We start from the raw sequence: 22,666 nt of genomic DNA, 5'->3' as shown, positions 1-22,666 counted from the left end.
GAGTTATGAATAAATTCATCAGAAATATTGTAGCTTTTTCGCTTAAAAACAAGCTATTTGTTTTTATCAGCGTTGTCACGCTGATCATAGCGGGGGTGGTTTCTTTCCTGCATACCCCCATCGAAGCATTCCCAGACGTCACCAATACCCAGATCGTGATCGTGACCAAATGGAACGGTCGCAGTGCACAGGAAGTGGAACGTTTTGTAACACTGCCCATAGAAGTATCTATGAACGCAGTACAACGTAAAACCAGCGTACGCTCTGTTACCATGTTTGGTCTTTCTGTGGTGAAGATCATATTTGAAGATGATGTGGAAGATTTCTTTGCGCGTCAGCAGGTGAATAATATGCTGGCAGGCCTTAACCTGCCTGAAGGTGCATCCCCGGAGGTACAGCCCCCTTACGGCCCTACCGGGGAAATCTTCCGCTATTATCTCAAGAGCAGTAAACGTGATTCCCGCGATCTGCTTACCTGGCAGAACTGGGTGATAGACCGTCAGATCCGCAGTGTGCCCGGCGTGGCCGATGTGGTAGCCTTTGGCGGCCAGGAAAAGATCTACGAAATCTCTGCCGACCCGGTACGCCTTGCCAAGTACGATATCACTCCACTGGAGTTGTATCAGGCCATTACCAAAAGTAATGTGAACGTAGGTGGCGACGTCATCGAAAAAAACGGACAGGCTTATGTGGTGCGAGGTATAGGTCTGCTCAGCAGCATCTCCGGCATCCAGAATATTATCGTTCAGAATATCAATGGTGTACCACTGCTCGTTAAAGACCTCGCCGCTGTACATGAATCGTCTGCGCCCCGCGTAGGCCAGGTGGGACTGGACAAAAGCGACGACCTTGTAGAAGGTATTGTGGTAATGCGTAAAGGTGAAAATCCTTCCGAAGTACTGAAACGTCTTAAAGACAAACTGAAAGAGCTGAATGAGACCGTACTGCCGGAAGACATCAAGATGGAGACTTTCTATGATCGTGATAACCTGATGGCCTTCTGTACCCATACCGTAATGCACAACCTGGCAGAAGGGATCATTTTTGTGACCGTGATTGTGTTCATTTTTATGGCCGACTGGCGCACTACAGTGATTGTGTCCATCATCATACCACTGGCACTGTTGTTTGCCTTCATGTGTCTGCGTATCAAAGGTATGAGCGCTAACCTGCTCTCCATGGGCGCCATCGACTTCGGTATCATCATTGATGGTGCTGTGGTGATGGTGGAAGGGATCTTCGTAATGCTCGATCATAAGGCCCATAAATACGGGATGGAGCGGTTTAACAAGATGGCCAAGCTGGGCTGGATCAAACAAACCGGTGGTGAGCTGGCCAAAGCGATCTTCTTCTCCAAACTCATTATCATTATCTCTTTGATCCCTATCTTCTCTTTCCAGAAAGTGGAAGGTAAAATGTTCTCCCCGCTGGCATGGACGCTGGGCTTTGCCCTGCTGGGCGCATTGCTGTTCACCTTAACATTGGTGCCGGTACTGTGTTCCATCCTGCTCAACAAAAATGTGAAGGAGAAGAACAACTTTGTGGTGAACTTCTTTGACCGCATTGTTACCAAAGGTTTCAACTGGACTTACCGCAACAAACGTCTGAGCATTACCTGCTCGCTGGCGTTTATAGTGGTTACATTCTTTTCTGCCAAATTCCTGGGTACTGAGTTCCTGCCGCAGCTCAATGAAGGCTCGCTGTGGGTGACCACTGAGCTGCCGATGAGTATGTCGCTCACCGAGAGCGTTAAGATGGCGCGTAACATCCGGGAAGACCTCGGCAATTTCCCTGAAGTAAAGCGGGTATTATCGCAGGTAGGCCGTTCCAATGACGGTACAGACCCTAACGGTTTTTATTTCATACAATACCAGGTAGACCTGCTGCCCAAAGAGGAATGGAAACGTAAAATCACCCAGGACGCTCTGATTGGTCAGATGGAAGGCCGTTTGAAAAAATACCCAGGTATTATCCTCAACTTCTCCCAGCCGATCAGTGACAACGTTTCTGAAGCAGTGGCCGGTTTTAAAGCGGCCAATGGTGTGAAGATCTACGGTGCAGACCTTACACAGCTGGAGTCACTGTCGCAGCAAGTCATTGCGCAGCTCAAGAGCGTACAGGGTATCAAGGACCTGGGTGTGATCCGTAATATCGGTCAGCCTGAGATGAGCATTAACCTGGATGACAACAAGATGGCGCAATACGGCGTATCCACTGGTGATGCCCAGGCAGTGATAGAAATGGCGATCGGTGGTAAAACTGCTACCCAGCTGTATGAAGGAGAGAAAAAATTCGATATCCGTATCCGCTATGATGCCAACTATCGTAAAACCGAAGAAGACCTGGCCAATCTGATGGTACCTACCATCAACAATAACAAGGTGCCGCTGAAAGAAATCGCGGAAATCAAAACCATTACCGGCCCTGCCTTCATCTATCGTGATCTGAACAAACGTTTTATCGGGATAAAATTTTCGGTACGTGACCGCGACCTGGGATCTACCATCAGCGAAGCTCAACAAAAAATTAACAAAGTTATTAAGTTGCCAAAAGGTTATAGTGTAGGTTGGACCGGTGAGTTTGAAAATCAGGTGCGGGCCACCCAAAGACTGGGTCAGGTAGTGCCTATCAGCCTTGTGGCCATCTTTATGGTGCTGTTTATTATGTTGGGTAATGTGAAAGATGCAGGACTCGTTTTAATGAATGTTCCTTTTGCGCTGATAGGGGGAATTCTCGCATTGCACGTTACAGGTATGAACTTCGGTATTTCTGCCGGCGTAGGTTTTATTGCCCTGTTCGGCATTTGCATCCAGAATGGTGTAATTCTGATATCAGTGTTTCATAAGAACCTGGAGGCGAGAATCAGTCTGAATGAGGCGATTAAGCTGGGAGTCCAGAGCCGTATCAGGCCAGTAGTGATGACTGCATTGATGGCAGCGATAGGTCTGGTTCCGGCGGCGCTTTCACATGGTATTGGTTCTGAAACCCAGAAGCCGCTGGCGATTGTGGTGATTGGAGGTTTAATTACCGCTACAGTGCTGACGTTACTGGTATTTCCGATTATTTTCTATGGTGCATACAAGAAAAAAGTGGAAGCACTTTAACATATTAACCGGCCTTCCGGTGGATTATTTTCCGGAAGGCTATTAACTTTTTAGTTCGCATATAGGTTGATAGAATGGTTATGAAAAAGGTAAAGGCCGGACTAGGTCCGGCCCCCACTGATTTTATAATCTATCTCTACTCCGCCCTGCCGAGAAGAAACAACGCGGGGCGGATTTTTTATTTCAGTCTTTTTCTTCTGGATTTATTGAACATCAGTCCTTTGTCTACACCTTTACGCAGTTCGGCCCTTTCTTCTTCCGGCAGTGCATACACTTCCTTGCAGGCATCGCTGCAGCAGCCATTGTTTTTCTGGGCGCAGGATTCGCACTGGATGAATAAAAGGTGACAACCGTCATTCAAACAGTTGGTGTGTGTATCACAAGGTTCCCCACATTGATGACATTGACTAATAATATCCTCACTTATTCTTTCACCGAGACGGTCATCGAAAACGAAATTTTTGCCTTTGAACTTGATGGGTAGTTCCTGTTGCCGGGCTTTGTTGGTATATTCAATAATACCCCCTTCCAGGTGGAAAACATTCTTGAAACCGTGGTGCAACATATAAGCAGATGCTTTCTCACAGCGGATTCCCCCAGTACAATACATGATAATATTTTTATCTTTCTGATCTTTCAGCATATCCACTGCCATGGGTAACTGATCGCGGAAAGTATCAGAGGGAATTTCTATTGCACCGTCAAAATGTCCGACTTCGTACTCGTAGTGGTTACGCATATCAACGATGACTGTGTCGGGGTCGTCAGTCAGTGCATTAAACCCTTTCGCATCAACGTACTTACCGCGGTTGGCCATGTCGAAGGTGGGGTCGGAGATACCGTCGGCCACAATTTTCTCTCTAACCTTGATTTTCAGTACGAAGAAGGATTTGCCATCATCGTCTACAGCTACGTTGAGACGGATGCCATGGAGGAAATCGACAGCGTAGAGGGTATCGCGGAATGCCTCAAAATTGTGTTCCGGAACGCTGATCTGGGCGTTGATCCCTTCGTGGGCAACATAGATACGTCCGAAAACATCGAGTTTAAAGAGGGATTCGTACAATTGGTCGCGGAAAGCTTGCGGATCCTGAATTTTCGCGTACTGGTAAAAGGAGATCGTAACGCGGTTGATTGTTTCCATTAACAGCCGTTTCTTGAGCTCAGCGGCTGATACTCTGTTGTGTAATACCATTTTGTTTGAAATTTTAAGGACACCTGCGTCGTGAACAAAATTTCAATCAGTACCCTGGTTAACAAGGTTGTTGATCGATTCGTCTTGAAAGTATGTCTGAAAAGCCTGTTTTTTTCAGGCACCGCAAAGATAGGTAATCCGGCGGGATCTTTTGCTGATGAGCAGGCATGAATAGGCTACAATGCAAGCATTGGCCAAAACGCATATGCGAAATGCTATATTTATAAATCTTTCATAAGTCCGGAAATATCGGTACCGAGTGCTTTAGCAATGGCTTCCATTGTACTCAAAGTTGGATTACCTTTCCCTGATTCTATACTCCAGACCTGGGAGTAGGCTATGCCGGCTGTATCTGCAAATTCACGTGTGCTCAGACCTGTCGCCTCACGTAGTTTCCGGAATCGTTCGCCAAATCTCTTAGATAAATCCTGGTTGCGCACTCCTATCATTGGCACAAATTCAAAAAAAGGGATAAAATTATTGACTTGATAGATCAAGTCATTTTAAAAAAAATATTATATTCGGTTATCTTTGCCTCCCCAAAAAATAAAAATATTACGAGGCATCGCTTTTTAGCCTGTTCTAACCGCCAAATTAAGAACACAGGTATAGAAGGTGAGGCCCGCGACGTATGTGCGCGGGCTCTTCTTTGCTGTGTTCGACTTGGCGGTTAGAGCAGCATTGCAAGAGTTCCGCGCTTTTATTTTCCTGCGCGTTTTGTCCCAGAATCAAAACATCGTTTCCCATGATAACCAGGCAGCGCAAGACCTACAAAATTTTCTGGGTAGATGATGACCCCTTTTTTCTGAACTGGATCATCCCTCAGGTAACTATCCGAACCTGTTTTACAGTCCACACCTGTATGAATGCCCGAACGGCACTATACACCATGGGTACGGCCAGTCCGGACATCATACTGACCAACCTGGTCATGCCCGGTATGTGCGGACTGGAAATGATCGCTGCTATCAGGCACCAGAACCCTTCCATTCCAATTGTCGTGGTTTCCAACAGATTTAATGATTGTGATAGACTGGCAGCCTTCGAAGCGGGAGCCGACTGCTTTCTTTCCAAAGCCGGGGTTAACGGAGAGGTGATCATCGCCGGTATAGTACCTTACCTGAACAGAAAAGACTAATACAAAACTTTACAACTTACTCCCTGCTTTGTCTAAAGCAGGGGTTCATAATCCTTATAAATGACAGATAAAAAAACGCCGGATTTTCATCCGGCGTTCCATAATTTCTTAGGGTTGAATAGTCTCCGCTTCTTTATTCCATTTATATAACCAATAAAGGGAAAAATAAGCAGCGGCACTAATGATAAAAATGTAACCGATAAAACCAACGGTCCGTAATTCCACAGCGCCTGGCAGATCATTCGCTTCCGTTATATATGCTGTGGCAGCCAGCAAAATTCCGGCAATAAGGGCTATCAACGCTATCTTTTTCATAGCAAGTGGTTTTTTCATTGAGGTAATGGTCAAAATAACACTTCAGTGTGATAAATTCCACAAAAAGTGTATGCGTCGAGTTTTCAGATTTACAACATAACTGAACTGACAAATGTTCATCAAAGTGTTAAAAAAATATTTATGGTTTTATAACTATTTGATATTTATTGTATATATCTTTGCATGTAAGTTACAACCCCGTATTGGCACCCTTTTTGAAAATAACGTTCTGACGAAAAAATTGATTAACCCGAAAATGTTATGTTATGAGTATTTACCTTACTTACTTTATGTACGCTGTCGTAGGCATCTGGATTTACAGACTGCTGGCTTATTTTTTTGATGAAAGAAAGGAAATGAGAAGCAAAAAACGTTAGGTCATGCTGAGTAGATGTAAAAAATTTGGTTATTTGGGTATTTGTTTACCCCAATAAATTCATCCCCAAATAACCAAATACCTGCTCTTCTTCAGACCTACTGATTAAACCGCACCAGATTCCCGAATATACCGCCGAATCCTACTCTTACGCCAACACGCGTATCATCCTGGCTCTGATAACCCGCTACCACGTCCACTCTCAGCACTTTCAGGATATTCTCCAGACCCAGAAAAGCTTCCACATAGTTGTTCTGCCCGTTCACATAAAAGGCATTGGACCCCGCTACCAGATTCCATTTCAACCGGTTCAACAATGGAATTTTATTAGTCAGCAGCCCATTAAAATGATGTTCTATATTGGCCGTTGCAAAAAACGGAGCGGTATTACTGTACCGGTAATATGGTGCCAGCTGGAAACTGTTGAGATACCGGGTATTGTAGAATGTCTGGTTACCGTTAAAGTGCTGGAAATCCGGAATCTGGACATTGCGGTCGTTCAGGAAACCACCGGCAGTAAGGCGATAACGGAATTCGCCAAACAGCTTGAAGTTCATATTGTCAAATACAGACACCCGCCATTTATCGAAATCAACAACACTGTTGGCCACATTAGGAATCCCTTTGCTATAGGACAATTCAAAAGTAGGATACTTTGATCCCATCGGCACCTTACGATCCGGCAGCTCTACAAACTGCTGCCCGGGCTGGAAGCGGAAACTCAGGTCCACAATAAAAGCCTGGTGCCGGTTGAATGGTACATTCGCCAGGTCTTCCGGATGATTAGGTGTAAACTGTTTTTTATCATTCCGGAAAATCACAAAATCGGTCGTGTTTTCTACCGGTATACGGCTTTCATAACGCACGCCGGCCGTTAAACGGTCATTCGTTTGAAAAGTACGACTATATTGCAACTGCGCAAACCAGTTTTCATACAGCTTCATATAATTTTCTTTCAGGAACAGTGTATAAAACTCGTTGGCGATATTATCTATCGGATTGTCAGGGTTGAACTGGCTGATACGCTTCCCTCCTCCTATTACCCAGTCATTGCGGCCATAACGATTACGGACGCGGCTGTTGGCACTATAGGTCAAAAACGTATAGGCATTCAGGTGAGTATTGCTCAAACCGTAACGTATATACGGAGTTACCTTCAACTGCTTCTCTTCACCCAGATTAAAATTGAACTTCGGTTCCAGCGCCAGCACCAAACCTTCCACAGTATTGTATTTCAGCGCCTGTAACAAACCTGTCAGTTTTATATCATGCGAAACAATGGCACTATCTCTACGGAAATAAGATTTGCGGTTAACACCATTCCACAATACGTCCATCACCTTTACCGGCTTCTGTTTGCGGCGCATAGAGTCGAGTGTATTACCAGACATGGCCGCCAGTTTGTTGGCATGTGCAGTACTGTCCTTCTGGTGGTAGTCCCTGGCCTCTGCTACTTCCAGCGGTACCGGCCGGATACTGTCCCAATAATGTACTTCTTTTTTATCGAAAGCAGAATCGTATTTAATAACTGTGTTGTCAAAAAATTTTGCCGGAAAATTGGGATGAAGATTATAATCGGAATAAACATTCACTATGTTGCCATCCATACCGAAGCCAAACTTATTGACGCCCATATGCAACACCTGGTCTTTAATACGCCACACATCACCCGATACAGGCACGTGGGTCTGCCGGATGCGGAGGGTGTCCATCAGCTCCAGCTGGTATTCGCTGGTGAGGATAAGGTCTGTACTATGGATACGCCAGTCATTATCCGTAATAAAAATATACCCCGCAAACAGCGGCTCATGCTTACGCCGGGGTATCACACGGATTTTGTTGACCATCCGGCCATCCTCCATAAATTCACCTTCCAGACGGTATTTATAATAGGCCAGCGCGTTTTCCGCAATAGGTGAAATATAACCCCGTGGCCCCATCTGTGTGATCACTGCAGATACATTGTTATCATAAAAACTGATAACAGCAGGAAAACTCATCCCCAAACCGCCGCCGCTCTTTCTGTCAGAAATTACTTCCAGCTTCATTTTATCGGGCAGGCGACTGGATATCTTAGTGACGGATTCGGAGAGGAAGACCATACCTTTTCCGGCACTGTCAACCCCCATATCCTCTTTATCAACCTTTTTCCCGAGAAACTTTTCGGGCATACCTTTCATATTGATGGTGCCCTTAATATAAGACATGCAGGTATACTCCCGCACCTGCTGCTGATAAAAAGCCCTTTTCTTAATGGCAGCGCGGATGATAGCATAGGCAGGATCTTCCCCACCAGCTTTTACCACTACTTCCCTGATCTGCAGATTGACGGGTAACAGGGTGAAGTTAATGGTTTGCGTAGTGGCGTCTACGTTAATGGTTGTCTCCGTCTTACGATAACCAATATACTGACACACCAGCGTATAGCTCCCAGGGGCAATATCCAGCTGATATTGTCCGGCAGCGTTGGTAGTAGTACCGATGGTAGTGCCTTTTATCAGCACAGTGGCGAAAGGCAATGGCGTATTTTTGTCATCGGTCACCAGACCTTTGACTATAGCGGCTTCACAGTATGTTGTTAACAACAGTAAAAACAGGGTAGGTAAGTATTTTATCATATATCAAAAATAACTTCCTGATATTTACGCAAATAAGCCCCCTATTGTTTTACCACAATTTTAACAGCACATGATAAGCTAGGAAACTACTTTCCGGGGAGCCCGGAAAAAAGCGGCACTACAAGCAGCAAAACCAGCCACCAGCGCGCCCAGGAAAGCACTCACCACCCCTAGCAACGGAGCACTACGTACTTTCAGGATCATTTCACTCATACGGTTGGCCAGCAAATGATCATTGCGAACATCCAAATAAAAAGCCAGCACCAACCACAATATAAAAATGGACAGGAAAGCGCTGAAAAAAGATTTACCCGGCGACAATGGCAACACCAGCGTAACAACAAAAGCCACCAGCGCTACACTCCACCAGGGCATTATAATGCCGGCAGCATAAGCCAGCGCAAGGATCAGCAGAAAATGGGAAAAGGATTTCATAATTCTAATATAAGAAAATAACTCCAATTATTCCAGCCCAGGACTAAAGTCCTGGGCTAAATTTGTTGGAGAAAATACGAAGGCCTCTGTTTATCATTGTGATGCTGATAAAATAGAGGATTTATAGTTAGCCAAGGGTTTAATCTTGAGACAACGAATATTTGACACAAAATAAAATGGCCTCTGTTTATCGAATGTCAAAAGGATAAACAGAGGCCTTCGTATTTTCTCCAACAAATTTAGCCCAGGGCTTTAGCCCTGGGACGAATTAAGCGCTTGTTCGATATCAGCGAGTATGTCGTTGATGTTTTCGAGTCCTACGGAGATGCGGATCAGGCCTGGGGTGATGCCTACTGTTGCTTTTTCGGCATCGCTCAGTTTAGCGTGTGTAGTGCTGGCCGGATGAGAGGCGATACTACGGCTGTCGCCCAGGTTAGCTGTCAGTGACAGCAGTTTCAGGGCGTTGAGGAAACGGACACCACTCTGGAGGCCTCCTTTCAGCTCAAAACAAACGATACCGCCGCCGCCACTCATTTGTTTGCGGGCGATTTCATATTGTGGATGGCTGGTCAGGAAAGGATACTTCACACTGGTAAGGTGTGGGTTGCTTTCGAGGGCCTGCGCCAGTTTAAGGGCGCTGTCGGAATGGCGCTCCATACGCACATGCAGTGTTTCCAGGCTTTTGCTGAGTACCCATGCGTTGAAGGGCGACATAGCAGGGCCGGTACTTCTGCAGAAAGTATAGATCTCCTTGATCAGTTCTTTTTTACCAACGATAGCACCACCGAGCACACGTCCCTGTCCATCGATCCATTTGGTGGCGGAGTGGGTAACGATATGTGCTCCTGCTTCGATAGGTCTTTGCAACACGGGTGTAGCGAAGCAGTTGTCTACGTTGAGAATGATATTATGTTTATTGGCGATTTCTGCCAGCAAGGCGATGTCAATGATCTCCAGTCCGGGATTGGACGGTGTTTCCACGAAGATCATCCGTGTATTGGGCTTTATCATAGCTTCAATACCGGCCGGGTCGTTGAGGTCGAAGTAAGAAGATTCGATACCCCATTTAGGCAGAAATTTAGTGATAACGGTATGTGTAGAACCGAATATGGAGCGTGCACTCAGCAGATGGTCTCCTGCTTTGAGCAGGGCCATGAAGCTGGCGAAGATGGCGCTCATGCCGGAAGCTGTAGCATAGCCGGCTTCGGCGCCTTCGAGTGCGCACATTTTCTGTACAAACTCGTCTACATTGGGATTGCTGAAACGGCTATAGATATTGAAATCCGTTTCATCAGCGAAGGTAGCTCTCATTTCTTCCGCGTTGTCAAAGCAGAAGCTGGAAGTCAGGAACAATGGAGTGGAATGTTCCATTTCGTTGGTCCTTGCTGTTTGTATCCTGACCGCATTGGTTTCTGGTTGGTATTGATTCTCTTTGCTCATGGATATGGTGGTTTCTCCGTATTAGGCATTCAGTTTCACTTCCCAGGTCAGCTTGGTATTGGCCTGACGCAGGGTTTCGGCTACAGAGCAGTATTTGTTCATAGACAGTTCCACCGCACGGGCAGCTTTATCCGGATCGATGTTACCAGTAAAGTGAAAAACGATATGAGCTGTTTCCCATAATGATGGTTCTTTTCCTTTCTCTCTGTCCGCTTCAATTTCAATACGGAAATCCTTCACTTCCTGACGTTGTTTTTTCAGGATCATCAGCACATCGATGGCCGAGCAGCCACCAAGGCCCATGATGATCATTTGCATTGGTCTTACTCCGTTGTTCTTTCCTCCATTTTCCAGGGATGAATCCATCAACACTTTATGACCGCCTTCGTCTACGGCTTCCATGTTGAATCCGTCGTCTACTCTTTGTAATGCTATTTTCATGATAAGTGAGTTTCTGTCAACAAAGATAAATAATTCAACTGCGTAATTCACAATTCTCTTAGGTAATTCCGGCGTATAATGTAGATTTGCAAAAATTTTGGATTATTGTCTGTAAAGGTTTTTCACAGCAAAGCACCGTTCCGGTTAGAGTCCGGCCAGGTATTACCTGAATTACATATCGCCTATCATACATATGGTACCATGCAAGCAGATGGCAGCAATGTCGTATGGGTATGTCATGCGCTGACGGCCAACAGTGATGTTGCCGACTGGTGGAGTGGTCTTATCGGCCATGACCGTGTCATTGATCCTGCCAGACATTTTATCGTCTGCGCCAATATCATTGGTTCCTGTTATGGCAGCTCCGGTCCGCATACGGTCAACCCTGACACAGAAACCCCCTGGTACCATTCCTTCCCGGCCATTACCATCCGTGATATGGTACAGGCACATCGTCTGCTGCGTGAACACCTGCAGATACCAAGGATAGACCTGCTCGTAGGCGGCTCCATGGGCGGTTACCAGGTGCTGGAATGGGCGCTCACAGAGCCAGAGATCATCAGCCGCCTGTTCCTGCTTTGTACTGGCGCTGCTGAAAGTGCCTGGGGCATTGCCATTCACACTGCGCAACGACTCTCCATTGAAGCCGACAGCACCTGGAAAGATAACACCCACAGTGCCGGCCACAACGGTCTTAAAGCCGCCAGAGCCATCGGCATGGTCACTTACCGCAACTACCAGACCTTTATGCGCACCCAGTCTGATCCTGATAAAGAGAAAACAGATGGTTTCCGCGCATCCTCCTATATCAGCTACCAGGGCGACAAACTGGTGAAACGTTTCAATGCACAATCTTACTGGCTCCTCACCAAAGCCATGGACAGCCACAACATCGCCCGTGGACGTCATGAAGATATCAGCACTTCCCTCTCCCATATCCAGCAGCCCGTATTGCTGATCGGTATCAGCAGCGACATACTCTGCCCTCCCGAGGAACAACGATTGCTGGCCACCTATCTGCCTCATGCAACCTATCACGAAATAGATTCTTCATACGGCCATGATGGTTTCCTCATTGAGTTTGAGAAGATCGGAAAAATACTCTCCCACTGGAACTGTGATGCGTATGATCTTTCCGATGACCGGATGGAGCGGAGATAATGATTTTTTCTGCTGAACAGATGAGGAGTGGTAATATTAAGATGCATAGAAATTAATAGCTAATAAGAAAATACCCCTGAGATGAAACTCAGGGGTATTTTTTTGCAGAATTTGCAAAACATAATCCCTGTCCTCAACTTCTCCCGTATCCAACAATCTCCGCTCCCATCTCTATTTTATCCGGTCATCAGAAAGATCATATGCATCATAGTTGGTATTAGTTTTTTCCCTATATTTAGATATAACCAAGTCTAAATCACTAAACGTCCACTGCGTATGAAAAGCATTCTATTGAAGGCATGTTTGGGCACCCTGTTGCTATGTATGTCCTTATTCCAGGTTACGACAGCTCAAACGCCAACAACTATTACCGGTACTGTAACAGACAAAACTTCCGGAAGCGGTATGCCGGGAGTGACCGTAGCGGTGAAAGGTGCCGCAGCCGGCACTATAACAAGCAATGGCGGTAACTTCCAGCTGAAGACCACCCATTCCCTGCCTCTGACCCTTGTATTTACCTATGTGGGCTATCAAAGCATCGAAAAAATAGTCAGCAGTGCTGATGAAAAAGTGGCTGTCTCCCTCAGCTCCACCGAAATTCTGGGCCAGGAAGTGGTGGTAGCCGCCAGCCGTGTGCAGGAAAGCATTCTGCAATCGCCGGTGTCCATCGAAAAACTGGATGCACGTGCTTTAAAAGCCTCTCCTGCCCCCAGCTTCTATGATGCTCTTGCCAACCTGAAAGGCGTGGAAATGAGCACCCAGAGCCTCACCTTCAAATCTGTCAACACACGCGGTTTCAACAGCAACGGTAACACCCGTGTGCTGCAACTGAATGATGGTATGGATAACCAGGCCCCCGGCCTCAACTTCTCCGTGGGCAACATGGTAGGTATTCCTGAGCTGGACCTCGACAACGTAGAGCTGATACCTGGCGCCGCTTCTGCCCTCTATGGCCCCAATGCCCTGAATGGTATTGTGCTGATGACCAGCAAAAATCCCTTCCAGTACCAGGGACTCAGCGCCCAGGTAAAAACCGGCTTCCTGAATGATAAAGGCCGTACCAACGCCAGCACTGGCTTTTATGATGTGTCTGTACGTTTTGCGCATGCCTTCAACAACAAATGGGCATTCAAATTAAACGTAGGTTATCTCAAAGCGGACGACTGGCAAGCCTACGATAAACGCGACCAGAGCCTTGCCAATGGCCACACCCTGCAGGATGGCACCCGTGCCAACAACGAAGGCTATAACGGTGTGAACGTGTATGGCGATGAAAATACGGTCAACATGAACACCGTACTGGGCGGAGGTATGATCGCCCAGCAACTGGCTGGTATTTCGGCCATGTTTGGCGGTAAAGTAACACCTGACCAGATTTTCAAAGCCGCTATCCCGGCTGCCAACAGAGCCAGTATCACCCGCACCGGCTACAACGAGTCTGACGTGGTGGACTATAGTACCAAAAACATGAAACTCAATGCTGCTCTCCACTATAAAATCAATGAAAAACTGGAAGCGTTGATCCAGGGTAGCTATGGTACCGGAACCACCGTGTATACAGGCGCCGACCGCTACTCCCTGAAGAATTTCAACATGGGCCAGTATAAAGTGGAGTTAAGAGGTAGTGACTTTTATGTGAGAGCTTATACTACACAGGAAAGGTCCGGTGACAGTTATGCCGGCGGCACCCTGGCCTCTGGTATCAATGAAGCCTGGAAACCCAGCACTGTATGGTATTCCCAGTACTTCTCCACCTACGCCACACAGGCACTCGGTACTTTTGCGCAGGCTTACGGTGCAGCACTCGCAAGAGGCGCTTCTGATGCAGACGCCTATGCCGCGGCTCAAAATACCGTCAATACCGCGATGCCTACTTTCTTCCAGAATGCCAGAGCTAAAGCCGATTCCGGCCGCTTCCTCCCCGGTACACCGGAGTTTAATGCCGCAGCTGAACAGGTGAAAAACAAACCCATTCCCGGCGATGCCAAAGGTGTTGGTGCGAAGTTTACGGATAAAACCAATCTGTATCAACTGGAATTTATGTACAACTTCCACAACCTGATAAAATTCGCTGAAATCCTGGTTGGTGGTAACTATCGTCGCTATGCACTGAACTCCGAAAAAACGCTGTTCGCTGTTAATGATAATGGCGATGAATTCCGTATCAATGAATATGGTGGTTATGTACAGGTCATGAAAAAACTGATAGACGACCATCTGAAACTCACCGGCTCCCTGCGTTACGACAAGAATATGAACTTCGCAGGCCAGTTCAGCCCCCGTTTATCTGCTGTATACACTTTCCTGCAAACACATAACCTACGTGTTTCCTATCAGACCGGTTTCCGTATCCCGCACAACCAGGACCAGTATATAGACCTGGTTACTCCACAGGCGCACCTAATTGGTGGTCTGCCGTTCCTGCGTGACCGTTATGGTTTGACTACAGGCCCTGTATTTACACTGCAATCAATACAGGCTGGTGCACCTAAACAGTATACTTTCCGTGAATTCAAACCAGAGAGAATACAGGCTTATGAAATCGGCTATAAGGCACTGGTAGCAAAAAAACTGCTGGTAGATGCCTATATCTATAAAAATGATTTCAAAAACATGAACGGTATCCAGATCCTCATCAAACCGGCTTCCGGCACCACTCCTCAACAGGTGTTCTCCCTGCCTGTAAGTGCTGAAGAAACTGTTAAATCATGGGGATGGGCGCTGGGACTGGATTACAGCCTGCCGCTCAACTTTACTGCTGGTGGTAACATTTCCTACAATGAGCTGAGCAACCAGAAAGACCTGGGTAGTTTTATTGCCATGTACAACACACCTAAAGTACGTTACAGCCTGAATGCCGGCAACCGTAACATTGCCGGTTCCAATATAGCCGTAAACGTTATATGGAAATGGCAACAGTCTTATGTATGGCAATCTTCCTTCGTAGGACCCAACGTAAATACTGCAGGACTGAGCGAGATTCCGGCTTTCGGCACACTCGATGCCATGATCAGCAAATTCTTCCCCAAAGCCAAAACAACGGTTAAACTGGGTGGTGTTAATATCCTTAACAAAGCTTATGTGCAATCCTGGGGTAACCCCTCTATCGGCGCACAATGGTATGTTTCATTGGGATACAACCTCTAGTACAACTGTATAACAAATATAAAAGAGAAAGACCTGCGCGAACATGTTTTGCGCAGGTCTTTCTCTTTTTATGAAGATGTGTGATGAGCTACAGGATATCCCACCATGGCTTTTCTGTTTTAGCCGATGATGAAGGATTGCTGGCAGGCGGAGCCTGGGTGGTTGCTGTAGTATCTGTTGTTTTTGTAGTATCAGTCTGGGAGGCAGGACTGGCTTGTTGTTGCGCAGGTACCTGTTCACCTGTCCACAGGCTGCGGGCCTGGGCTTCGATATCCTCTCTTTGCAGCAGCGCTGTGAGTGTAGCTTTCAGTTTGGCACCCTGTTCCGGCTTTACCATATATACGTAGTTGGCGTACCCTTCTATACTGCTGATGATATTTTTGCCTTTGCCCCAGCTTTTGCCCGCCAGACCTGTTTTGGAGATCTGGTGCAGCAATGCGCGGAAACGGCGTAAGGTTTCTCTGTCGAGGCTGAGCTTTTCATTGACCACAATTCCGGTCACTTCCCGCTTATCCCCTTTGCGCATTACTTTCAGCTTATCAGGATGGATGGTGAAACCTTCTTCTTTCACCACCTGTTTGATAGCCCATAATACCTGTCCGGCTTTGTCTGCAACAGCTGCTTTTGCGGAGAAGGTCATATCATCGGCATATCGCGTATAGGCGTAACCGTATTTCGCTGCCAGACCTTCAAAGCGGCGGTCCAGTTTGAAGCAGATGAGATTGGTGATGGCCGGGCTGGTGGGCGCTCCCTGCGGGAGATGACGTTCTGTTTTAGCCACATAATACCTGCGGTTGTCGAGCAGGATTTCATCTACTTCGGGTTCTGTACAGATAAGTCCCAGGATGGAAGCCACCTGCTCGGCATAACCCAGTTTGCAGAACAATCCTTTTACTCTTTTGTAAGGGATAGAAGGGAAAAAGTCACGCAGGTCAATATTGATCACAATGTCCTGACCTATGTGCGGAGCAGCATTGGTGACAATAGACTTGCCCGGAACGAAACCATGTGCGGCATCGCTGTTTTTTATCTTATAGAGTATATTCTCCAGTATCCAGTGTTGTGCGGCTTTCAGTTGTGGCATGGGTGCAGAGATCACACGGGTACCGCCGGACTTTTTAGGGATCTGAAAGCGTTGGTAATGGCTACTGTTGGCCACTTTACGGTTGAAGGCGAGAAAGCGCAGTTTGCCCAGTGTGATGCCCATCGCATTAGCCAGTGCAGTAGCATCTTTGAATACCGGTAATCCGAATTTGGTCAGCTGTGCTTCATCGGGTGTTACTTTATTCAGTCCGGCAGACACTTCTTCACCCAGGTACAGAATATCCTGTTGTTTTTTTTCCGCCCATTCGGCAGCGCGGGCTATTCTTTTCTCTTCGTTGCGTTTCTTTGTTTCCGCGCGTTTCTGTTTGGCTTTGGCCATGCGTTCCTTGCGCATGTCCGCCAGCATTTTTTCCTTGTTGCGGTATTTTTGTTTTTCTGCCAGCAACTCATTCAATTCGCGGCGTAGCTCACCTTCTTTACGTATAAGCGTTTCCGGTAGGGATGGCTGGGACGAGTTTTGTGCCCAGAAACCCAGACGGGTCATTTCTTCCAATATGTATTCCTCTTTGGAGGATGCACGTATCCTGTCGTACAGCTGTTGACGGGTTAAGCCTTCGGCCATAATGTTGGCGGTTTACTTTTAAAATGAATGTTAAGCAGCTAAAGCGGGAGTGTGATTGGTCCGGCTTGAAGTGGCTGCGATAGCCATGCCTGACGCGGAAGAAAACAAATTTTTGTAAAGAGGAAGAGGCCTTCGTGCAAGCCATTGACTAAATCAATCAACTCCAGGGAGGGGCGTACCTAGTGTGAATTTCAGCCCCCGGGGCTCGTACCGTAAATTCGCACTAGGTACGCCCCTCCCAAAGTAAAGATTGCATTTAGTGAAGCATGTATAGTCAAAATACCTGAATGACGAAACATCATTCGTCCCTTTTACGGGCGCAAGTGCAATCAATTCCTCTTTACAAAGATCTTTGTTTATTAACGAGCAGGCAAGTTAGAAAATAATTCTGAAAAATAAAATTTATTCTGCAGAAATATTTTCAGCATGCGTCATACGCAGTGCCAGCATGTGTTCGCACGGCCCTTTGTACAACTTATTGGTATTATAAAAATTACAATCACAGTGTGCTTCGCTTAGTCTTTCATCCTTATCGATCACTATAACGGGATGGTATACACGCTGTGCACCTTTTACATTGCCTTTCAGCTGTAAACCTACTCCCGGTATATCCTGTTCAGTAAGCGTAACTCTTTTCTCCTGTACCAGCTGGGATGCTTCAGCTTCCAGCGGATTGGCAAAACGCAGTGATTCCAATGGCAGTGGTTCACGACTCAGCTCCCGCAGGCGATACATGCCGGTATGCAGATCAAAGATCACTTTGCCGGCCTGTGTATAGATTCCCAGTGCACCCAGCACAGTGGCTTTATCCAGCCCGGTAGCTGTTGCAATGGTTTCCGGTTTGGCCATCCAGCGGGTACGCAGGTCTGCAAACACTTTCAGCTTGGCGCTGTCATCTACGATTGCACGGGGTGCCATGAGATCGAACTGTCCTGCCCGGGACCAGTCGTTGGCTGTCCATCCTGAAAGACCGAGTGTAAACTGCATATCTCCCAGATCGGCTACATAGAAGGATGGCAGCCCATTGCCGGTAAGATGTACCGTGAATTTTTTAGCAATAGGTATCAATCGCTCCAGAATCAGCAATCTCCTTCTACCCCATATTCTGATCTCCCTGCTTTGTCCTCCTTTGTATATCGATCTCGCACAAACGATTTCATGATTCCAGGGCTCAAATACAGCTCTGACAGGCTTGCCCGGCTCCAGTTTAAAACGGATGGAGCGAGGTCCTGTTTTTTCCTTGAAGCGGCGCAGCCAGAGACAGAAATTGTATACATCCATCGGATGCAGATCGAAGGTAGCCGCAGGCAGCGTCATGGCTGAACTTACCTGTAAAAAGCCTCTCACCCAGCTGTCCGGCAGGTCGATCTTTACTTCGTGGTACAGTTCTTCCTGCGAAGTCTGTACCTGGAAGCCTCCCGGATCTACTTTAAAATCTGTTTCCTTATAGTCACGGATCTTCTGGAATTCGTTGTACAATGCGGCAGAATAATCGATGTTGGTAGTACCGCATTCAAATTCATTTACCTCTTTAAACACATTGTAACTGGCGCTCAGTTTACCATAGGTAGATTCATCCTGACTAAAACATTCGAAGAACATTTCATCCGGATGTACCGTGATTACAGGGTCCAGTACAAACCAGGCATCCCGGTCTTTCTGATAGAGGAAGTCGAAGTATTGTTTTCTGGCCTTATAGAAGGGACCCATCACTTTGTCTTTCTCCTCATTCACTCTTTTCAGCTCGTCGGAGATAGACTCTATTTTTTTGTCTGCCGCGGCCCGGTCATAACCGTTCATGTACTCCGCCAGCCAAACAGATTCCTGCTGGGCGGCCCATTCCTTATAGGCAGTTTTGTCTTTGGGTTTAAAACGGAGGTCAGACACCACTACATCATGCAGGGCGGATATGGCTTCGCGGAAAGCGATTTTTTTATGGAGTTTACCTACAAAAAAAGTCGGGTCACGATGGGTGTCCGGCGCGAAGGATATGCCGGCAGATGTAGCATTGCTATACACCTGGGAGTTACCGCTATATCTGTAATTAAATAACATACTCTTTGATTAAAAGCTGGCATTCCTACCGGATGGCGGCAGGCACTAACGTGATAGGCAATGAAAGTTCGAACTGTTGCTGGATATTCCGCATGATCTGTATGCAGCGGGCTTTATCTGCAATGGACACTGTTGCAGAGATGTGGGCGATGATCTCTCCTACATAGGTAGCAGCATCAGCCGACTTCAACGCTTCTTTTTCCAGCAGATTAAAAATACGCTCCTTGGCCACACGGGCTTTGTTGACACGGCTTAACACAGAACGGAAATAATGTTCCATACTCCGGAGATATTCCAGATTACCAGCGGCATAACCTTCCAGATAGTTGGTAGCAAATATCTGCATGGCAACGCTCGGATGCTGGCTCAGCTTCAACAGATAAGAAGGACCGTCGGCATCACGGAAGAAACGCATCAGCATTTCGCGACCGAAGGCCTGGATATCCGGGCGTACGCTATCAGCTACTGCTACCAGCGTTTCCGGTGTCCAGTCGTTGTCAGTGAACTGTGTACGGAAAAACTCCTGTGCAAACAGTCTTGTATCATCCCATTTGGCATCCAGTAAACCAATAGCAGCCTCGCGCTCGTAGCGCATACGCGCAGCGTTGGTATTAAAGAAAGACCAGCACCATTGTCTGACAGCCAGCAATTCATGGCTGCCTGCAGCGATCACCTGTTTTACGGTGAGTGCTTCAGCAGGAATATATTTATACAATACTACTACACCGAATTCCTGGGCGGAACGGTAGTTGGAATACAACAAACGTAGAGCCGTAGCCGTATCTACATCCTGCAGATGCTCTACCAGTTCGTTACTCAGAATATTTGCGATATCCTGGTGTATACCTTCTACTGGCTCCTTACGCATCAGGCGGGGCACCAGCTCATTGACGAGATATATCGCCAGTCGGTTATCTTTCTGAACAAGCAGTTTAATTAATGCGCGTATCTCTTTTCGTACATCCGCATGCGTAGCCAGTACCATCTGGAGCAGCAGCTCCGGTCTTTTCAGCAACTCATCTTCCGGCATCACGCCAAGCACTGACACACCGGCCATTCTAACCGGCGCGTAGTCGTTGGTGACGAGGTTGGTGAGCAGTTCGTCTGATACTTCGCGGAAATCCATCTGCCCTTGTTTCTGTATCAGCAATCGTGCTGCAAAAGCCTGATTGGCCGGTACACCGGTCTGCATCAGGTCTGCGATCACCTGCATTTCTACTTCGCGCAGAGCACCGGCGCAGAAGTGTTCCAGGATCAGACATCCATCGTTAAGGTTGTCGTTTACCTCAGGAGAAGGATTTTTAGATGCCAGTAAAGCAGCTACCGACTTTCCTACCAGTACACGGGCCTTATCTATCGGGAGATGATCGGCCGTTAAATGCTGGCGCACATAGTTGCGGATGTCCAGGTATGGGTTGAACATCATACGCATCAGGAAATCGGCATCACCAAAGCAGGCAGCCTTGTGTTGGGAGATCCATTCCAAACTTTGTGCTCTGGCCTCTTCCAGCGGACTCATTGTGAGAGCGTACAGCAGGAAGAAAGAGAGATTGGAAGGATTGTATTTGTCTTTGGCCAGTTCGAGGCCGAATAATGCAGGTATTTTAAATGGACTGATGAGGAAGTTGTAGATCACTTTCTCATCCATCTTATCTTTCAGGTCTTTGTAATCGGGATGTGCTTTTAGTTGCTCAATCGCAAACAGATGTACGGCTTCCATCCTGCCGGATACGAGCAGTTGCACAAAGGCCTGAGGCATTTTGTTCCACAGCTCCAGGTAAGGTATATCACTAACCGGTTGTGCAGATGCCGACATTGGTTTGTATTCCGGTGGCACTGCGCTGGCAGATGGTGTCTGCTTCTCCCCTCCCAGCCAGTTGAACAGCTTTTTGAGGAGATTACCTTTTTCTGCTTCCTTCACTGCATCCGGATGTTCGCGCAGAGAGGCTGCTTCGCGTGTCGGACCATTAGCATCTCTGGGTTCTTCAAAATACCATACAGTGCCGTTGGTATCCAGCTTCAGATCAGGCTTGTTGCCCCGGAGAATATAATTCAGGAATACAGCGCGGGAGTTGGCAGGAAATTGTCTGTACCAGGAAGTATACCTGCCATTGATCCAGGAGTACTGGCGTGTCTGGTATTCCTTCGTAGCATCTCTTCCTTCTTCATACTGCAACAGCAGTGCGGTTGCCAGTCGTACATATTCCATATCACCACCGGCACCCATAGCGCGCAGATTACGGAGCACCCTGCGTTTCAGGTAGTTCCTGGTTTTGTTGGAATAAGCGAGCCTGGAAGCGGGTTTCTTCAGTTCTTTGATCACCTTCATGTATTCCTGCAGTTCAGGAATATAGACGTTGGGATGATATTCATTACCATCATAGTCCAGTCTTTTGCCCGGGTGATTAAACATCGGTGCTTCCCGTTCAAAGCGTATAGCCATGGTGCCTACAATACCCTGGTCATTTCTCAGTTCGGCCTGTTTGAACATATGCCGCATATGCTGGAAATAACTGGGACGGAAAGGCATGTATGCTAAAAAGCCGACGATGGCGTTTTTGACTGCTTCGTTGTTATAGGCAACGATGTACAGATCTTCCAGCATCGGATAATTGAGTTCGGTTTTTACCATCACCCGCTCCTGCACTATATCGAAGATAGCCTGTGCATTGTTGGTGGTGATGACTTCCTGAACTGCCTCCGGCAGGCGGAGCAGGTGGGATTGTATATGTGCGTTGCGTTCCTCCTCCGGAAGTACCAGCAGGAGACCGTTGGCTGCCAGCATCCGTACATTCAGGCTATAGGAGCCATTATCAGCATATGAGCGCAACACAGGGGCCGCAGCAGGATCCGCGCATTTACCCAATGCCCACAGTGCAGCATAACGTTGCATGGCGTCTCCCTTTTCTACCAACTTGATAAGATAAGGGACAGCTTCCTTTAATCTGTGTACACCGGCTTTCCAGATGACACGGGAAGTTTTCCAGGGTGTTTTATAGGCGGCCTTGCCTTCTATCACTCCCTGCAACCTTTTGAGAATGGCGGCATCTTTTGGATCTGCTACCTGGGAAGTATCTACTGGTACAAAAGACAGGTCCTGTACTGCTTCCTGCTCACCCAGATATCCTTTACTGCGTTTTTCCTTTTCCAACGCGTCAAAGATAGTGGTGGCGGCAGCCAGGGCTACGGGGCTTACGGTCTTGGTGCCTTCTTTCAGGGTTCCAAAGCGTTTTCCGTATCTAAAGTTAACAGTATATAGTTCCGGGCCAACTTCACAAAGGTCAATTTCATATGTCTTATCTGAGTTTCCTTCCCGGAAAAACAGCTTTACATTCCTGACTAATCGCATGAGCTAACATTAAAATAGTAGGCTAAACTAATAAATTACTGTTATTAACAAAGTATATTTTTTTCAAGGAGAGGCACGTGGAGGGGTATACGTAGTTTAAAATTCAGTACAGGCAAGGATTTCCGATTCTCCTGTTTTTAAAAAAAGAACGGGCCGGTAAGTACCGGCCCGTATGCTTGTTGTAACCTCATGGTTAAATTTCATGAAGTATCTTATTGTAACGGAA

At 47.0% G+C, this 22,666-nt stretch carries 14 protein-coding genes; 4 read left to right on the top strand and 10 right to left on the bottom strand.

Going from position 1 to position 22,666, the window contains the following annotated elements; all coding sequences use genetic code 11:
• Nucleotides 1-5 precede the first annotated feature (5 nt).
• The gene (locus tag KD145_RS01615) at nucleotides 6-3,104 is read left to right on the top strand and encodes an efflux RND transporter permease subunit (RefSeq protein WP_212004180.1); all 3,099 of its coding nucleotides are present in this window, start codon (nucleotides 6-8) and stop codon (nucleotides 3,102-3,104) included.
• A gap of 178 nt (nucleotides 3,105-3,282) precedes the next feature.
• Here the strand turns inward: KD145_RS01615 and KD145_RS01610 are convergent, their stop codons facing one another.
• The gene (locus tag KD145_RS01610; RefSeq protein WP_212004179.1) at nucleotides 3,283-4,299 is read right to left on the bottom strand and encodes a rhodanese-related sulfurtransferase; all 1,017 of its coding nucleotides are present in this window, start codon (nucleotides 4,297-4,299) and stop codon (nucleotides 3,283-3,285) included.
• Between the two features lie 221 nt (nucleotides 4,300-4,520).
• Entirely contained in the window at nucleotides 4,521-4,796 is a 276-nt protein-coding gene (locus KD145_RS01605) for a helix-turn-helix domain-containing protein (protein ID WP_212004178.1), read from the bottom strand.
• Nucleotides 4,797-5,044: 248 nt separating this feature from the next.
• Between KD145_RS01605 and KD145_RS01600 the strand changes: the two genes are divergently transcribed.
• Nucleotides 5,045-5,437, top strand: a complete 393-nt coding sequence (locus KD145_RS01600; protein ID WP_212004177.1) for a response regulator transcription factor — start codon at nucleotides 5,045-5,047, stop codon at nucleotides 5,435-5,437.
• 108 nt (nucleotides 5,438-5,545) lie between these two features.
• Here the strand turns inward: KD145_RS01600 and KD145_RS01595 are convergent, their stop codons facing one another.
• The 5 genes from KD145_RS01595 to KD145_RS01575 all read right to left on the bottom strand — a co-directional run bounded on the left by KD145_RS01595 (nucleotide 5,546) and on the right by KD145_RS01575 (nucleotide 11,062).
• Nucleotides 5,546-5,752 carry a hypothetical protein gene (locus KD145_RS01595; RefSeq protein WP_212004176.1) on the bottom strand — a complete coding sequence of 69 codons (207 nt, stop codon included), beginning with the start codon at nucleotides 5,750-5,752 and terminating at the stop codon, nucleotides 5,546-5,548.
• Nucleotides 5,753-6,226: 474 nt separating this feature from the next.
• Nucleotides 6,227-8,746 carry a DUF5686 family protein gene (locus KD145_RS01590; protein ID WP_212004175.1) on the bottom strand — a complete coding sequence of 840 codons (2,520 nt, stop codon included), beginning with the start codon at nucleotides 8,744-8,746 and terminating at the stop codon, nucleotides 6,227-6,229.
• 78 nt (nucleotides 8,747-8,824) lie between these two features.
• Nucleotides 8,825-9,181: a hypothetical protein gene (locus tag KD145_RS01585; RefSeq protein ID WP_212004174.1), complete on the bottom strand. Its 357-nt coding sequence runs from the start codon at nucleotides 9,179-9,181 to the stop codon at nucleotides 8,825-8,827.
• Between the two features lie 252 nt (nucleotides 9,182-9,433).
• Nucleotides 9,434-10,621 (bottom strand): O-succinylhomoserine sulfhydrylase, encoded by a 1,188-nt coding sequence (locus KD145_RS01580; RefSeq protein ID WP_212004173.1) that lies wholly within the window; start codon nucleotides 10,619-10,621, stop codon nucleotides 9,434-9,436.
• 21 nt (nucleotides 10,622-10,642) lie between these two features.
• Nucleotides 10,643-11,062, bottom strand: a complete 420-nt coding sequence (locus tag KD145_RS01575) for an OsmC family protein (RefSeq protein ID WP_212004172.1) — start codon at nucleotides 11,060-11,062, stop codon at nucleotides 10,643-10,645.
• 105 nt (nucleotides 11,063-11,167) lie between these two features.
• On the opposite strand from KD145_RS01575, the gene metX reads away from it, so the two are divergent.
• Together metX and KD145_RS01565 are read left to right on the top strand one after the other, a co-directional pair.
• Nucleotides 11,168-12,223 (top strand): homoserine O-acetyltransferase, encoded by a 1,056-nt coding sequence (gene metX / locus KD145_RS01570; RefSeq protein WP_249219706.1) that lies wholly within the window; start codon nucleotides 11,168-11,170, stop codon nucleotides 12,221-12,223.
• A 276-nt stretch (nucleotides 12,224-12,499) separates the two neighbouring features.
• Nucleotides 12,500-15,370, top strand: coding sequence for a TonB-dependent receptor (locus KD145_RS01565; RefSeq protein ID WP_212004171.1), 2,871 nt, complete (start codon nucleotides 12,500-12,502; stop codon nucleotides 15,368-15,370).
• 88 nt (nucleotides 15,371-15,458) lie between these two features.
• Here the strand turns inward: KD145_RS01565 and KD145_RS01560 are convergent, their stop codons facing one another.
• From KD145_RS01560 to KD145_RS01550, 3 genes are all read right to left on the bottom strand, one after another.
• Complete coding sequence (locus KD145_RS01560; protein ID WP_212004170.1) at nucleotides 15,459-17,036, bottom strand: reverse transcriptase family protein; 1,578 nt, start codon at nucleotides 17,034-17,036, stop codon at nucleotides 15,459-15,461.
• A gap of 402 nt (nucleotides 17,037-17,438) precedes the next feature.
• A complete protein-coding gene (locus KD145_RS01555) occupies nucleotides 17,439-19,091 on the bottom strand; it encodes an SWIM zinc finger family protein (protein WP_212004169.1) in 1,653 nt (550 codons plus the stop codon).
• Nucleotides 19,092-19,116: 25 nt separating this feature from the next.
• Nucleotides 19,117-22,440, bottom strand: coding sequence for a HEAT repeat domain-containing protein (locus KD145_RS01550; RefSeq protein ID WP_212004168.1), 3,324 nt, complete (start codon nucleotides 22,438-22,440; stop codon nucleotides 19,117-19,119).
• Nucleotides 22,441-22,666 lie beyond the last annotated feature (226 nt).

The organism is Chitinophaga sp. HK235, from assembly GCF_018255755.1.
Taxonomy (GTDB): Bacteria; Bacteroidota; Bacteroidia; order Chitinophagales; family Chitinophagaceae; genus Chitinophaga.
This window is presented reverse-complemented; position numbering and strand designations above follow the sequence as displayed.

Excerpts from the sequence above, each read along its gene's own strand:
- KD145_RS01615 (WP_212004180.1), top strand. The coding sequence starts at position 6 with ATGAATAAATTCATCAGAAATATTGTAGCTTTTTCGCTTAAAAACAAG.
- KD145_RS01610 (WP_212004179.1), bottom strand. The coding sequence starts at position 4,299 with ATGGTATTACACAACAGAGTATCAGCCGCTGAGCTCAAGAAACGGCTG.
- KD145_RS01600 (WP_212004177.1), top strand. The coding sequence starts at position 5,045 with ATGATAACCAGGCAGCGCAAGACCTACAAAATTTTCTGGGTAGATGAT.
- KD145_RS01595 (WP_212004176.1), bottom strand. The coding sequence starts at position 5,752 with ATGAAAAAGATAGCGTTGATAGCCCTTATTGCCGGAATTTTGCTGGCT.
- KD145_RS01590 (WP_212004175.1), bottom strand. The coding sequence starts at position 8,746 with ATGATAAAATACTTACCTACCCTGTTTTTACTGTTGTTAACAACATAC.
- KD145_RS01585 (WP_212004174.1), bottom strand. The coding sequence starts at position 9,181 with ATGAAATCCTTTTCCCATTTTCTGCTGATCCTTGCGCTGGCTTATGCT.
- KD145_RS01580 (WP_212004173.1), bottom strand. The coding sequence starts at position 10,621 with ATGAGCAAAGAGAATCAATACCAACCAGAAACCAATGCGGTCAGGATA.
- KD145_RS01575 (WP_212004172.1), bottom strand. The coding sequence starts at position 11,062 with ATGAAAATAGCATTACAAAGAGTAGACGACGGATTCAACATGGAAGCC.
- KD145_RS01565 (WP_212004171.1), top strand. The coding sequence starts at position 12,500 with ATGAAAAGCATTCTATTGAAGGCATGTTTGGGCACCCTGTTGCTATGT.
- KD145_RS01560 (WP_212004170.1), bottom strand. The coding sequence starts at position 17,036 with ATGGCCGAAGGCTTAACCCGTCAACAGCTGTACGACAGGATACGTGCA.
- KD145_RS01555 (WP_212004169.1), bottom strand. The coding sequence starts at position 19,091 with ATGTTATTTAATTACAGATATAGCGGTAACTCCCAGGTGTATAGCAAT.
- KD145_RS01550 (WP_212004168.1), bottom strand. The coding sequence starts at position 22,440 with ATGCGATTAGTCAGGAATGTAAAGCTGTTTTTCCGGGAAGGAAACTCA.